This is a genomic window from Pseudomonas sp. Pseusp11 (assembly GCF_047304405.1).
Taxonomy (GTDB): Bacteria; Pseudomonadota; Gammaproteobacteria; order Pseudomonadales; family Pseudomonadaceae; genus Aquipseudomonas.
On record NZ_JBGLZF010000013.1, the window covers coordinates 65,327 to 79,185 of the forward strand.

The window sequence follows — 13,859 nt, forward strand, 5'->3', positions numbered from 1 at the left end:
AGCATTCCCGCAAGGATTTGAACACTTACGGAGGTGAACTTATAGGTTACGGATCCAGTGAACGGGACAACCCCCAACGCTACGCGCAGGGGCCATCCAGACACTTACTGCGCTTGAATCAACTTGCTTTCAGCGACGCCAGCGCGGCCTGTCTTGTCGTCGACGACTTGCAGGTTGTTACGCGCTTTGATGAAACCCACTTTCACTTCCTGCCAGACAAAGTAGTTTTTGCCCGCTTCTGCGGTGAGTTTCAGTTCCGAGTCGTTTTCCGCCGAAGACACCAGAGTCTGCTGGCCAGCCGGGACAGCCAACATCAGATAGGACTTGGCGACTGTCTGCCCTACAGGCTTGCCATTGAGGGTCACCGGCATTTTCACCCCGGCACCCATGCTCTCGTTGCGATAAACATAGATATTGGCTTTGTCGGGGCTTACCTGGAACGTCTTCGCTTGAGCGTCCAGGGTTTCATCGGCCATTTTTACCGAAGCACAACCACCGGTCAGAGCAAACAATGCCAGCAATGCGGTGAACGTTAACTGCTTGAACATCCTGTATCTCCCTGGTTTGTGATGAGTCCAATGACGGTATCGGCCGATACGTTAAAAGACCTAGGGCTGCACCCAATAAAAACCTTGTAGCGCTATGGCGTCAGCTTGCGCGTCAACAACTCCACAAACGCCTTGGCCATCGGCGACTTCTGATCCTTGCGCTGTACCAGCCATACCGCCGAAATCGCCTCTGGATCCAGCAACGGCCGATAGACCACGCCATCAATGCGCATTCGCTGATAAGACGCCGGCAACACCGATACCCCCAAACCCGCCGCCACCAGCCCGATGATGGTCATCGCCTCGCCAGCCTCCTGGGCAAAGTGCGGGCTGAAGCCGGCGTCCCGCGCCAGGCTGAGCAGTTGTGCGTACAAACCGCTGCCATAGCTGCGCGGAAAAAATACGAACGGCTCGAGGGCCAGGGCGGACAGGAACAGACCTTCTTCGCTGCCATCCACCAGCGGATGCTTGGAGCTGAGCACCGCCACCAACGGCTCACGCATCAATTCCACAACGCTGAGCGAGTCCGGCAAGCCCAGCGGTCGCATGATGCCGATCTCGATCGACTCGTCCACAAGCGCATCGGCCACTTGGGTGCTGCTCATCTCCCGCAGGTTCAGGTGCACCGCCGGGAAGCGCTGGCGAAACGAGAAAATCGCCTGGGGAATGGTCGAGTTGAACGGCGCCGACGAGGTGAAGCCGATCTTCAGTTCACCCAATTCACCAAGTTGTGCCCGCCGAGCCACATCCGCCGCTTTGTCGACCTGCGCCAGCGCCAGCCGCGCCTCTTCCAGAAACAGCCGACCGGCCTCACTCAGCTCGACCCGACGATTGGTCCGCTCGAACAGACGCGCCCCCACTTCCTGCTCCAGCGCCTGAATCTGCTGGCTCAGCGGCGGCTGCGAGATGCCCAGCACTTGGGCGGCGCGGCCAAAATGCAGCTCTTCGGCGACGGCAATGAAGTAGCGCAAGTGACGCAATTCCATGAAAACTCCATTAGGTCGTTAAACCTATCAAACAGGTCGAACAATATATTGGATAGAAACATTAGCCAGCTATATGATTTTTTCATTGCCTGATCGGCTGCGCCCTCCGAGGTTCGAAGTGAAAACTGCTGTCGCCCCACTCGCCCATGAAATTCCGCCCGCCGCGCTGAACGATGTCGTCGCTGAACGCAACGAGATCTACATCGAAAAAGGCACGCCGATGTTCATGCGCACGGTACTGGCGCTGTTCTCTGGCGGCTTCGCGACCTTTGCCCTGCTCTACTGCGTGCAGCCGATGATGCCGCTGCTGTCCCGCGAGTTTTCCATCAATGCGGCCCAGAGCAGCCTGATCCTGTCGGTCGCCACCGGCATGCTCGCCATCGGCTTGCTGATCACCGGCCCGATCTCCGATCGCATCGGGCGTAAACCGGTGATGGTCGCCGCACTGTTCGCTGCCGCACTCTGCACCATCGCTAGCGCGATGATGCCGAGCTGGCAAGGCGTGCTGGTGATGCGGGCGCTGGTGGGGTTGTCGTTGAGCGGTCTGGCGGCGGTGGCGATGACTTATCTGAGCGAAGAAATTCACCCGCAGCACATCGGCCTGGCCATGGGCTTGTACATCGGCGGCAACGCCATCGGCGGCATGTGTGGACGGTTGATTGTTGGCGTACTGATCGACTTCGTCAGCTGGCACACGGCAATGCTGGTCATCGGCGGCCTGGCGCTGATTGCCGCCGCGGTGTTCTGGAAAATCCTCCCCGAGTCGCGCAACTTCCGCGCTCGTTCGCTGCACCCGCGTAGCCTGCTCGACGGCTTCACCATGCACTTTCGCGACGCCGGCCTGCCGCTGCTGTTTGTCGAAGCGTTCGTGCTGATGGGCGCGTTCGTTACCCTGTTCAACTACATCGGCTATCGCCTGCTGGCCGAGCCGTATCACATGGACCAGGCCTTCGTCGGGCTACTCTCGGTGGTGTACCTGTCGGGCATCTACAGCTCGGCGAAAATCGGCGCCCTGGCCGACCAGCTCGGCCGGCGCAAAGTGCTCTGGGCAACCATTGTGGTGATGCTCGCGGGCCTTGCGTTGACGATGTTTACGCCCCTGCCAGTAGTGATCTTCGGCATGCTGGTCTTCACCTTCGGCTTCTTCGGCGCGCATTCGGTGGCCAGCAGCTGGATCGGTCGTCGCGCGACCAAGGCCAAGGGGCAGGCAACGTCGTTGTACCTGTTCAGCTATTACGCCGGGTCGAGTATCGCGGGGACGGCGGGCGGCATGGCCTGGCATCTGGGTGGCTGGAACGGGATCGGGCTGTTCATCAGCGCATTGCTGGTGATTGCGTTGCTGGTGGCGTTGAAATTGGCGAAGTTGCCGCCGTTGGAGAATTTGAAAGCTTAAGGCTGCGATCTTTTGATTTTGATGCAAAAACGCCCGGCAAATGCCGGGCGTTTTTTTATCGGGTGACGATCACTCGTGATACTGCGCCGACAGCTCATGCACCGCGCGCAGGAATGCACCGGCATGCTCCGGATCGACTTCCGGCGTAATGCCATGGCCGAGGTTGAACACGTGGCCGCTGCCCTTGCCGTAGCTGGCGAGGATCCGCCCGACTTCGGTGCGGATGGCTTCTGGCTTGGCGTAAAGCACGGTCGGGTCCATGTTGCCTTGCAGGGCGACTTTGTTGCCGACGCGTTGACGGGCCTCACCGATGTCGCAGGTCCAGTCCAGGCCCAGTGCATCGGCGCCGGCGTCGGCAATGCTCTCCAGCCACAGGCCGCCGTTCTTGGTGAACAGGATGACCGGCACTTTGCGACCTTCGTGTTCACGGATCAGGCCGCTGACGATTTTGCGCATGTAGGCCAGGGAGAATTCCTGGTACGCCGCCGCCGAGAGATTACCGCCCCAGGTGTCGAAGATCTGCACCGCTTGCGCGCCGGCCAGGATCTGGCCGTTGAGGTACGAGGTGACCGACTGCGCAAGCTTGTCCAGCAGCAGGTGCATGGCTTGCGGGTTGTCGTAGAGCATCGCCTTGGTCTTGCGGAAGTCTTTCGACGAACCGCCTTCGACCATGTAGGTGGCCAGGGTCCATGGGCTGCCGGAGAAGCCGATCAGCGGCACGCGGCCGTTCAGTTCGCGGCGGATGGTGCTGACTGCGTCCATCACATAGCCGAGGTCTTTCTGTGGATCAGGAATCGGCAAGGCTTCGATGTCAGCCAGGGTGCTGACGACTTTCTTGAAGCGCGGACCTTCGCCGGTCTCGAAGTACAGGCCTTGGCCCATGGCATCGGGGATGGTCAGGATATCGGAGAACAGGATCGCCGCATCCAGTTGCGGATAGCGGTCGAGCGGTTGCATCGTGACTTCGCACGCGAACGCCGGGTTCATGCACAGGCTCATGAAGTCACCGGCCTTGGCACGGCTGGCGCGGTATTCAGGCAGGTAGCGGCCGGCCTGGCGCATCATCCACACGGGGGTGACGTCTACGGGTTGCTTGAGCAGGGCGCGGAGGAAACGGTCGTTCTTCAGGGCAGTCATGTCGGCATCCGGAAAAAAAGTGCGGGCATTTTCTCAGAGCGCGACGCAAAAGGCACGGCAAGAGCCGATCCTTTTGTCTATCGGGTCAATTTGTCGCGGTTTCGGCATCGAAAGATCGTTCCCACACAGAGCGTGGGAACGATCAGTGGAGGGTTAAACGCCCAGGTAATCCAGGATCCCTTCAGCGGCATTGCGGCCTTCGAAGATCGCCGTCACCACCAGGTCGGAACCGCGCACCATGTCGCCACCGGCGAAGATTTTCGGGTTGCTGGTCTGGTGCTTGTACTGACCTTGTTCCGGCGCCACGACGCGGCCCTGGCTGTCGGTCTGGATGCTGAACTGCTCGAACCACGATGCCGGGCTTGGACGGAAGCCGAAGGCGATAACCACGGCATCGGCCGGGATGATCTCTTCGGAACCCGGGATCGGCTCGGGGCTGCGACGGCCACGGGCATCCGGCTCGCCGAGACGGGTCTCGACCACCTTCACACCTTCGACACGGTCTTCACCGACGATTGCGATCGGTTGGCGGTTGTAGAGGAATTTCACGCCTTCTTCCTTGGCGTTCTTCACCTCTTTGCGCGATCCCGGCATGTTCGCTTCGTCACGACGATAGGCACAGGTCACCGCCTTGGCGCCCTGACGAATCGAGGTACGGTTGCAGTCCATCGCCGTGTCGCCGCCGCCCAGCACCACCACCTTCTTGCCTTTCATGTCGACGAAATCTTCCGGCGACTTTTCAAAGCCCAGGTTGCGGTTGACGTTGGCGATCAGGAAGTCCAGCGCATCGTGCACGCCCGGCAGGTCCTCGCCGGCGAAGCCGCCCTTCATGTAGGTGTAGGTGCCCATGCCCATGAAGACCGCATCGAATTCTTCGAGCAGTTGTTCCATGGTCACGTCCTTGCCCACTTCGGTGTTCAGGCGGAACTCGATGCCCATGCCGGTGAAGACTTCGCGGCGATTGCTCAGCACGGTCTTTTCCAGTTTGAACTCGGGAATGCCGAAGGTCAGCAGACCGCCGATTTCCGGATTCTTGTCGAATACCACCGGCGTCACGCCGCCACGCACCAGCACGTCGGCACAGCCCAGGCCCGCAGGGCCCGCACCGATTACCGCAACACGCTTGCCGGTCGGCTTGACCTTGGACATGTCCGGGCGCCAGCCCATGGCGAACGCGGTGTCGGTGATGTACTTCTCGACCGAACCGATGGTCACCGCACCAAAACCGTCGTTGAGGGTGCAGGCACCCTCGCACAGACGATCCTGAGGACACACCCGGCCGCAGACTTCCGGCAGGGTGTTGGTCTGGTGCGACAGTTCGGCGGCCTGGAGGATGTTGCCCTCGGCCACCAATTTGAGCCAGTTGGGAATGAAGTTGTGCACCGGGCACTTCCATTCGCAATACGGGTTACCGCAACCCAGGCAGCGGTGGGCCTGGTCGGCCGACTGCTGGGGTTTGAACGGTTCGTAGATTTCCACGAACTCTTTCTTGCGTTGACGCAACAGTTTCTTCTTCGGATCCTTGCGCCCGACATCGATGAACTGGAAGTCGTTATTCAGACGTTCAGCCATAGTTAAAACCTCATCAAACTCTTCAGGCGCATATCACTGCGGGTTGGCACGGGTGCTGGAAAGCAACGATTTCAGGTTGGCAGCCTTGGGCTTGACCAGCCAGAAACGACGCAGATAGTCATCGAGGTTTTCAGCGAGGTTACGACCCCACTCGCTGTCGGTTTCCTCGACGTATTCGTTCAGCACGCGTTGCAGGTGGCTGCGATAGGCTTCCATCGCCTCACCGCTGATCCGCTGGATTTCCACCAGTTCGTGGTTGACCCGGTCAACGAAGGTGTTGTCCTGGTCGAGCACGTAGGCGAAACCGCCGGTCATGCCTGAGCCGAAGTTGTAACCGGTCTTGCCCAGAACGCAGACGAAACCACCGGTCATGTACTCGCAGCAGTGATCGCCTGTGCCTTCCACCACAGTGTGAGCACCGGAGTTACGCACCGCGAAACGCTCGCCCGCGGTGCCGGCGGCGAACAGCTTGCCGCCAGTGGCGCCATACAGGCAGGTGTTGCCGATGATGGCGCTGTCCTGTGTCTTGTAGAGGCTGCCTTTCGGCGGAACGATGACCAGTTTGCCGCCGGTCATGCCTTTGCCGACGTAGTCGTTGGCATCGCCTTCCAGGTACATGTTCAGGCCACCGGCGTTCCACACGCCGAAGCTCTGACCCGCCGTCCCTTTGAAGCGGAAGGTGATCGGCGCGTTGGCCATGCCCTGGTTGCCGTGTTTGCGGGCGATTTCACCGGAGATCCGCGCGCCGATGGAACGGTCGCAGTTGCAGATATCCAGGGCGAAATCGGCGCCGCTCAGGTCGTTGATCGCCGAGGTGGCCATGTCGACCATTTTCTCGGCCAGCAGGCCTTTGTCGAACGGCGGGTTGCGGTCGACCTGGCAGAATTGAGGCTTGTCTGCCGGGATGTGATCGCTGCCGAGCAACGGGGTCAGGTCCAGGTGGTTCTGCTTGGCGGTCTGGCCTTCGAGGACTTCCAGCAGATCGGTACGGCCGATCAGCTCTTCGAGGGAGCGCACGCCCAGCTTGGCCAGCCACTCACGGGTTTCTTCAGCGACGTAGGTGAAGAAATTCACCACCATGTCGACGGTCCCGATGTAGTGATCCTTGCGCAGCTTCTCGTTCTGAGTCGCAACGCCGGTGGCGCAGTTGTTCAGGTGGCAGATGCGCAGGTATTTGCAACCCAGGGCAATCATTGGCGCGGTGCCGAAGCCGAAGCTTTCAGCGCCGAGAATGGCTGCCTTGATCACGTCGAGGCCGGTTTTCAGGCCACCATCGGTTTGTACCCGGACTTTGCCGCGCAGGTCGTTGCCACGCAGGGTCTGGTGGGTTTCGGCCAGGCCGAGCTCCCACGGTGCGCCCGCGTATTTGATCGAGGTCAGTGGCGATGCACCGGTGCCGCCGTCGTAGCCGGAGATGGTGATCAAGTCCGCGTAGGCCTTGGCCACACCGGCCGCGATGGTGCCGACGCCCGCTTCTGCCACCAGTTTCACCGAAACCAGCGCATTCGGGTTGACTTGTTTCAGGTCGAAAATCAGCTGCGACAAGTCTTCGATCGAATAGATGTCGTGGTGCGGCGGAGGCGAAATCAGGGTCACGCCCGGCACTGCGTAACGCAGCTTGGCGATCAGACCGTTGACCTTGCCGCCTGGCAGCTGACCACCTTCGCCGGGCTTGGCGCCCTGGGCGACTTTGATCTGCAGCACTTCAGCATTGACCAGGTATTCCGGAGTCACACCAAAGCGGCCAGTGGCGACCTGCTTGATTTTCGAGCTCTTGATGGTGCCGTAGCGCGCCGGGTCTTCGCCGCCTTCGCCGGAGTTCGAACGCGCACCGAGGCGGTTCATGGCTTCGGCCAGGGCTTCGTGGGCTTCCGGCGACAGAGCGCCCAGCGAAATACCAGCGGAGTCGAAGCGCTTGAGCACCGATTCCAGAGGCTCGACTTCGCTGATATCCAACGGCGTGTCGAGGGTCTTGACCTTGAGCAGGTCGCGGATCATCGACACCGGGCGGTTATCCACCAGTGACGTGTATTCCTTGAACTTGCTGTAGTCACCCTGCTGCACAGCGGCTTGCAAGGTGTTGACCACGTCCGGGTTGTAGGCGTGATATTCGCCACCGTGGACGAACTTCAACAGACCGCCCTGCTGGATCGGTTTGCGCGGGCTCCAGGCTTCGGCCGCCAGGGCTTTCTGCTCGGCTTCGATGTCGACGAAGCGTGCACCCTTGATGCGGCTTGGCACGCCACGGAAGCTCAGTTCGCAGACTTCTTCGGACAGGCCGATAGCTTCGAACAGCTGCGCACCGCGATACGACGTGATGGTCGAGATGCCCATCTTCGACAGGATCTTCAGCAGGCCCTTGGTGATGCCTTTGCGGTAGTTCTTGAACACCTCATAGAGGTCGCCCAGCACTTCACCGGTGCGGATCAGGTCGCCCAGCACTTCATAGGCCAGGAACGGGTAGACCGCCGAGGCGCCGAAACCGATCAGCACCGCGAAGTGGTGCGGATCGCGAGCGGTCGCGGTTTCCACCAGAATGTTGGAGTCGCAACGCAGGCCTTTTTCGGTCAGGCGGTGGTGCACGGCACCGGTCGCCAGCGAAGCGTGGATCGGCAGCTTGCCCGGAGCAATGTGACGGTCACTCAGTACGACCTGGGTGCGACCGGCGCGAACGGCTTCTTCAGCCTGATCGGCGACGTTACGCACCGCGGCTTCGAGACCGACGCTCTCGTCATAGTTGAGGTCGATGATCTGACGCTCGAAGCCTGGGCGATCGAGGTTCATCAGCGAGCGCCACTTGGCCGGAGAAATGACCGGCGAGCTGAGGATCACGCGCGAGGCGTGTTCCGGCGACTCCTGGAAGATGTTGCGCTCGGCACCGAGGCAGACTTCCAGCGACATGACGATGGCTTCGCGCAGCGGGTCGATCGGCGGGTTGGTGACCTGCGCGAACTGCTGACGGAAATAGTCGTACGGCGTACGCACGCGTTGGGACAGCACGGCCATCGGCGTATCGTCGCCCATCGAGCCGACTGCTTCGTAGCCTTGCTCGCCGAGCGGACGCAGCACCTGGTCGCGCTCTTCGAACGTGACCTGGTACATCTTCATGTACTGCTTGAGCTGATCGACGTCGTAGAACGCCGAACCGTGGTCGTTGTCTTCCATGGTCGCCTGAATGCGCAGGGCATTCTTGCGCAGCCATTGCTTGTACGGATGACGGGACTTCAAGCGGTTGTCGATGGCGTCGGTGTCGAGGATCTGACCGGTTTCGGTGTCCACGGCAAAGATCTGGCCCGGGCCAACACGCCCCTTGGCGATCACGTCCTCAGGCTGGTAGTTCCAGACACCGATTTCCGAGGCCAGGGTGATGAAGCCGTTCTTGGTGGTGACCCAACGCGCCGGACGCAGGCCGTTACGGTCGAGCAGGCACACCGCGTAGCGACCGTCGGTCATTACTACGCCAGCCGGGCCGTCCCACGGTTCCATGTGCATCGAGTTGTATTCGTAGAACGCACGCAGATCCGGGTCCATGGTTTCGACGTTCTGCCACGCAGGCGGGATGATCATCCGCACGCCACGGAACAGGTCGATGCCACCGGTGACCATCAGCTCGAGCATGTTGTCCATGCTGGAGGAGTCGGAACCGACACGGTTCACCAGCGGGCCGAGTTCATCCAGATCCATCAGATCATTGGTGAACTTGGTGCGACGGGCCTGCGCCCAGTTGCGATTGCCGGTGATGGTGTTGATTTCGCCGTTGTGGGCAAGGAAGCGGAACGGCTGCGCCAGCGGCCATTTCGGCAGCGTGTTGGTCGAAAAGCGCTGGTGGAACACGCAGATCGAAGTTTGCAGGCGCTGGTCGCTCAGGTCTGGATAGAAGGCGGTCAAATCCGCCGGCATCATCAGGCCTTTGTAAATAATGGTCTTGTGGGAAAAGCTGCAGATGTAGTGATCGACATCGGCGGCGTTGGCCACGGACGAACGACGACGGGCACTGAACAGCTTGATCGCCATGTCCTGATCGCTCAGGCCTTCACCACCGACGAACACTTGCTCGATCAGCGGCAGGCGCTCGAGGGCCAGGCGGCCGAGGACGCTGGTATCGATCGGCACTTTGCGCCAGCCGACCAGGGTCAGGCCTTCGGCCAGGATTTCGCGGTTCATGTTCTCGCGAGCGGCTTCGGCTTTCACCGGATCCTGGTTGAAGAAGACCATGCCCACGGCATATTGCTTGGGCAGTTCGACGCCGAAGGTTTCCTGGGCGATGGCACGCAGGAACACATCCGGCTTTTGAATCAGCAGACCGCAACCGTCACCGGTCTTGCCGTCGGCGTTGATCCCACCGCGGTGGGTCATGCAGGTCAGGGCCTCAATGGCCGTTTGCAAAAGGGTATGACTGGGCTCGCCCTGCATATGGGCTATCAGGCCAAAACCGCAGTTATCCTTGAATTCATCTGGTTGGTACAGACCTGCTTTCATAGACACTTTCTCACCAGGCTGCCTCTTGTCGAGGCAAATTTCTTTTCAATTCAACCAGTTACCATCCACGCCGAACGTACGCCAGCTTTGCGGGGCAAAAGGGAGGTCATTGTACACACCGACACAGAGGCCCACAAATTTGACGACGAAATGTCGCAAATCTATGTCGCATTTGTGAAAGGTTTAAAGCGATATGCTGTGCTAGTCAAAACTTTTTTAATTTTGACCGCAGCGACTCAAAGACTACTGTGACGCAGACACCACAAGGCACGCGGTCTGTAGAGACGGCATGCGCTTGTAGAAATTTTGAGGTGCTTGGAGAGGCGGCCTGGGTAAGGCCGCCGAATCTTCAGCGAGTTGTTGCCAGTTCCTGTTGGACGCTGGCGACAGTGCGAGGCCAAGGTTTACCAGCCTGAACCTTCGCTGGCAAGGCCTTGATGGCAGTAACAGCTGCATCGCGGTTGGCGAAGCTACCGTAGGTGATGACGTAAAGCGGCTTGCCGTTGAGCACTTTCTTGAAATAACGGTACTCGCCGCCCTGCTCCTTGACGAAGTTTTGCGCGGTCGACTCGGAGCTGGTGCCAAGGATCTGCACTACGTAGCTGCCCGGCGCCTGGCCTGCGTACCAGCTGCCACCAGCGGCTTTGGCCACGGCAGCTGGTTTCTCGGCGGGTTTGGCCACTACGGCCGGCTTGGCGGGCGCTGGAGCCGGTTTGGCAGCCGGTGCAGGCGCTGGCGCTGGCTTGGTCACAGGCGCGACAGGCTTGGCGGTCGCGATTTGAGTCGGCGCAGGCGTCGGCTTGGCGGCCGGTGTTGGCGCGGGCCCCGCTGGAACGCCTGCCGGTGGCGCAGTGGTGGTCACGGTCGGCGGTGTGGCGCTAGAGCCTTCGACCGGTACGCCATCATCGCCTTCGGTAATGCCTCCAGCCGCTTCGACCAACGGACCGCGCATCACTGGCTGCGAGTTACCGACCAACGGCAATGGCATCGGTTGCGTATTACCGGCGAACTCAACGGAGGGAGCGCCTGCGCTGTTAGGTTTTGGCGTGCCCTGGCCCAGCGGCAGTTGCGCCTGTTCGTTGGCAGGCGCGCCGGTGGTCGGTGCTTTGTTGCGACCTGGCATCAACCAGGCGGCAGCTACCGCGACCACGACGACGGCGGAAATTGCCAATACGTGTTTCTTCGGCATGTTGAACCCCATACTTGGACGCTTGACCGCTGAGCGGCTGGCAATCATGGCTTCGATCATTGCATCGCGGGCGACCTGGTTGATGTTGCCAGGCCAACCGTCGGAGCTTTCGTGAATATCAGAGATCTGATCCGCGGTGAAAAGTTCGATTCCCCGGCCAGCACCTTCGAGACGCTGATCCAGATATTCGCGGGTTTCTTCTTCGGTGTAGGGCTGCAATTCGATGACGTGAAAACGCTCTTCCTCGAGGCTCAGCGCATCAAGTTGAGCAATTAGCGAGGACTCACCGAACAGGAATACATGCGGACGACCTTCCGGTGCGCCGGCAGCCAGGGCCAGCAAGGCTTCCAGTGCAGACTCGTCGAGTTGCTCGGCGTCATCCACCAGCAAATAGACTTCCTGCCCCGTGAGCGCAAGCTGCACCACTTGGGCCAGGATCGCACCGATCTCGGCCTGAGCAACGTCCAGCGCCTGAGCCACTTGATTCAGCACACCAGCGGCATCGCCGGCGCCACGGGCGGAAACCACCACGCTCTGCACTGACTGTTTGTTGGTGCTGGCTACCAGGGCCTGACGCAACAGGGTTTTGCCGCTGCCTTGCGGGCCGGTGACCACCAGCAACAACTGGCTGTAGCGAGCCAGGTGGTGCAACTGGCCCAGCACCGGCTTGCGCTGGGCCGGGAAGAATTTGAAGCCAGGCACCCGTGGAGCGAAAGGGTCATGACTTAACTGGTAATGGCCGAGGAAAGCCTCGTCGGCATGCAAACTAGTCATCGGGATCTTATTAACCTTTAAGCTGAGCCAGGGCGCGGTAATCCGCTCCCAGCGTGGCCTGTAAAACCTCTTTCGGATAATCGTCGGTCACCACTGCTTCGCCCATGTGGCGCAGCAGCACCAGGCGCAAACGACCGTCGATCACTTTCTTGTCAATTGCCATGTGTTCGAGAAAATCGGCTTCGGTCATCTCTTCCGGCGGAATGACCGGCAGGCCGGCGCGCTGGAACAGGCGAATACCGCGATCACGCTCTTCTTCGCTGATCCAGCCCAGGCGCGCGGACATTTCCAAAGCCATCACAGTGCCAGCAGCGACTGCTTCACCATGCAACCAGACACCATAGCCCATATGGGTTTCGATCGCGTGGCCGAAGGTATGCCCCAGGTTCAACGTGGCACGCACGCCGGTCTCTTTCTCGTCGGCACCCACCACTGCCGCCTTGGCCGCACAGGAACGTTCGATGGCGTAAGTCAGGGCGGCCTGGTCCAGGGCGCGCAGGCGATCGACGTTTTCTTCGAGCCAGGTCAGGAACGGCTCGTCGCAGATCAGCCCGTACTTGATGACTTCTGCCAGCCCGGCAGACAGTTCACGGGCCGGCAGGGTATTGAGGGTGGCGGTATCGATCAGCACCACGTTGGGCTGATAGAAGGCGCCGACCATGTTCTTGCCCAGCGGATGATTGATCCCGGTCTTGCCGCCCACCGAAGAATCGACTTGCGACAGCAATGTGGTCGGCACCTGGATGAAATCGACGCCGCGCTGGTAGCAGGCCGCCGCAAAGCCGGCCATGTCACCGATCACGCCGCCACCAAGGGCAATCACCGTGGTGCGACGGTCGTGCCGAGCGGTCAGCAGGCCATCGAAAATCAGTTGCAGGGTTTCCCAGGTCTTGAAGGCTTCGCCGTCGGGCAGCACCACGGAAATGACCGAAAACTGCGCCAGACTGCGGGTCAGACGCTCGAGGTAGAGCGGCGCGACGGTCTCGTTGGAGATGATCGCCACCTGCCGCCCGCGAATATGCGGGGCCAGCAGCTCAGGTTTATCCAACAAACCTTCGCCAATATGAATCGGGTAGCTGCGCTCGCCTAGATCGACCTTGAGTGTCTGCATGTGTCCCCACAGTGAAGATGGAATCAGGCGTCCTGCCTTGAGTTTACGAATTCCATGGCGTCTGCTGGTGTGACGCCGTCCGGTAGCCATCCGCCACAACCTTGAGCGGCTGCGACAGGACGCCGAGGATAGCGCATTTCGCCCCGTGCATTAACGGGGCGGCAGCTGCTGCAAGCGTTCGAGAATATCGAGCACCACCATCCGCGGCGGCCGCTCATCGGTTTCCACCACCAGGTCGGCGATTTCCCGATACAGCGGGTCACGGATCGCCAGCAAGTCCCGCAGGGTCTTGGCCGGATCGGCGGTGCGCAGCAGTGGCCGATTGCGATCGCGAGCCGTTCGGCCCACTTGCTGCTCGACAGACGCGTGCAGATAGACCACCCGACCACCGGCGTGCAGCGCCCGACGATTGGCTTCGCGCATTACCGCTCCGCCACCGGTCGCCAACACTACGCCGTCGGACGCGCACAGCTCGGCAATCATCGCCTGCTCGCGGTCACGAAAGCCCGGTTCGCCTTCTTTATCGAAAATCCACGGGATATTGGCGCCCGTGCGCAATTCAATTTCCTTATCGGAATCTTTGAACGGCAGGCGCAGCTCTTTGGCCAGCAACCGGCCGATGGTGCTTTTTCCAGCCCCCATCGGTCCAACAAGAATCAAATTTCGCACA

Annotated in this window: 9 protein-coding genes; 1 reads left to right on the forward strand and 8 read right to left on the reverse strand. The window is 60.5% G+C overall.

The features are described from left to right. Positions 1-104: 104 nt before the first annotated feature. Positions 105-548, reverse strand: a complete 444-nt coding sequence (locus ACCC96_RS12990) for a DUF2846 domain-containing protein (protein WP_019581867.1) — start codon at positions 546-548, stop codon at positions 105-107. A gap of 92 nt (positions 549-640) precedes the next feature. Then, positions 641-1,534, reverse strand: coding sequence for a LysR substrate-binding domain-containing protein (locus ACCC96_RS12995; protein ID WP_413696041.1), 894 nt, complete (start codon positions 1,532-1,534; stop codon positions 641-643). A 118-nt stretch (positions 1,535-1,652) separates the two neighbouring features. Between ACCC96_RS12995 and ACCC96_RS13000 the strand changes: the two genes are divergently transcribed. After that, positions 1,653-2,927 (forward strand): MFS transporter, encoded by a 1,275-nt coding sequence (locus ACCC96_RS13000; protein WP_413696042.1) that lies wholly within the window; start codon positions 1,653-1,655, stop codon positions 2,925-2,927. 69 nt (positions 2,928-2,996) lie between these two features. Here ACCC96_RS13000 and hemE read toward each other — a convergent pair whose 3' ends face one another. From hemE to aroK, 6 genes are all read right to left on the reverse strand, one after another. Beyond that, the gene (hemE, locus tag ACCC96_RS13005; protein WP_138866669.1) at positions 2,997-4,064 is read right to left on the reverse strand and encodes a uroporphyrinogen decarboxylase; all 1,068 of its coding nucleotides are present in this window, start codon (positions 4,062-4,064) and stop codon (positions 2,997-2,999) included. A 153-nt stretch (positions 4,065-4,217) separates the two neighbouring features. Beyond that, the gene (locus ACCC96_RS13010) at positions 4,218-5,636 is read right to left on the reverse strand and encodes an FAD-dependent oxidoreductase (protein ID WP_007936832.1); all 1,419 of its coding nucleotides are present in this window, start codon (positions 5,634-5,636) and stop codon (positions 4,218-4,220) included. Positions 5,637-5,669: 33 nt separating this feature from the next. Continuing rightward, on the reverse strand, positions 5,670-10,115 hold the full coding sequence (gltB, locus tag ACCC96_RS13015) for a glutamate synthase large subunit (RefSeq protein WP_204123935.1): 4,446 nt from the start codon (positions 10,113-10,115) through the stop codon (positions 5,670-5,672). A 349-nt stretch (positions 10,116-10,464) separates the two neighbouring features. Next, the gene (locus ACCC96_RS13020; protein WP_413696043.1) at positions 10,465-12,078 is read right to left on the reverse strand and encodes an AAA family ATPase; all 1,614 of its coding nucleotides are present in this window, start codon (positions 12,076-12,078) and stop codon (positions 10,465-10,467) included. 10 nt (positions 12,079-12,088) lie between these two features. Further along, positions 12,089-13,189, reverse strand: a complete 1,101-nt coding sequence (gene aroB / locus ACCC96_RS13025; protein WP_019581861.1) for a 3-dehydroquinate synthase — start codon at positions 13,187-13,189, stop codon at positions 12,089-12,091. Positions 13,190-13,339: 150 nt separating this feature from the next. Continuing rightward, on the reverse strand, positions 13,340-13,858 hold the full coding sequence (aroK, locus tag ACCC96_RS13030; RefSeq protein WP_019581860.1) for a shikimate kinase AroK: 519 nt from the start codon (positions 13,856-13,858) through the stop codon (positions 13,340-13,342). Position 13,859: the final 1 nt, after the last annotated feature.

Excerpts from the sequence above, each read along its gene's own strand:
- aroB (WP_019581861.1), bottom strand. The coding sequence starts at position 13,189 with ATGCAGACACTCAAGGTCGATCTAGGCGAGCGCAGCTACCCGATTCAT.
- ACCC96_RS12995 (WP_413696041.1), bottom strand. The coding sequence starts at position 1,534 with ATGGAATTGCGTCACTTGCGCTACTTCATTGCCGTCGCCGAAGAGCTG.
- ACCC96_RS13020 (WP_413696043.1), bottom strand. The coding sequence starts at position 12,078 with ATGACTAGTTTGCATGCCGACGAGGCTTTCCTCGGCCATTACCAGTTA.
- gltB (WP_204123935.1), bottom strand. The coding sequence starts at position 10,115 with ATGAAAGCAGGTCTGTACCAACCAGATGAATTCAAGGATAACTGCGGT.
- hemE (WP_138866669.1), bottom strand. The coding sequence starts at position 4,064 with ATGACTGCCCTGAAGAACGACCGTTTCCTCCGCGCCCTGCTCAAGCAA.
- ACCC96_RS13010 (WP_007936832.1), bottom strand. The coding sequence starts at position 5,636 with ATGGCTGAACGTCTGAATAACGACTTCCAGTTCATCGATGTCGGGCGC.
- ACCC96_RS12990 (WP_019581867.1), bottom strand. The coding sequence starts at position 548 with ATGTTCAAGCAGTTAACGTTCACCGCATTGCTGGCATTGTTTGCTCTG.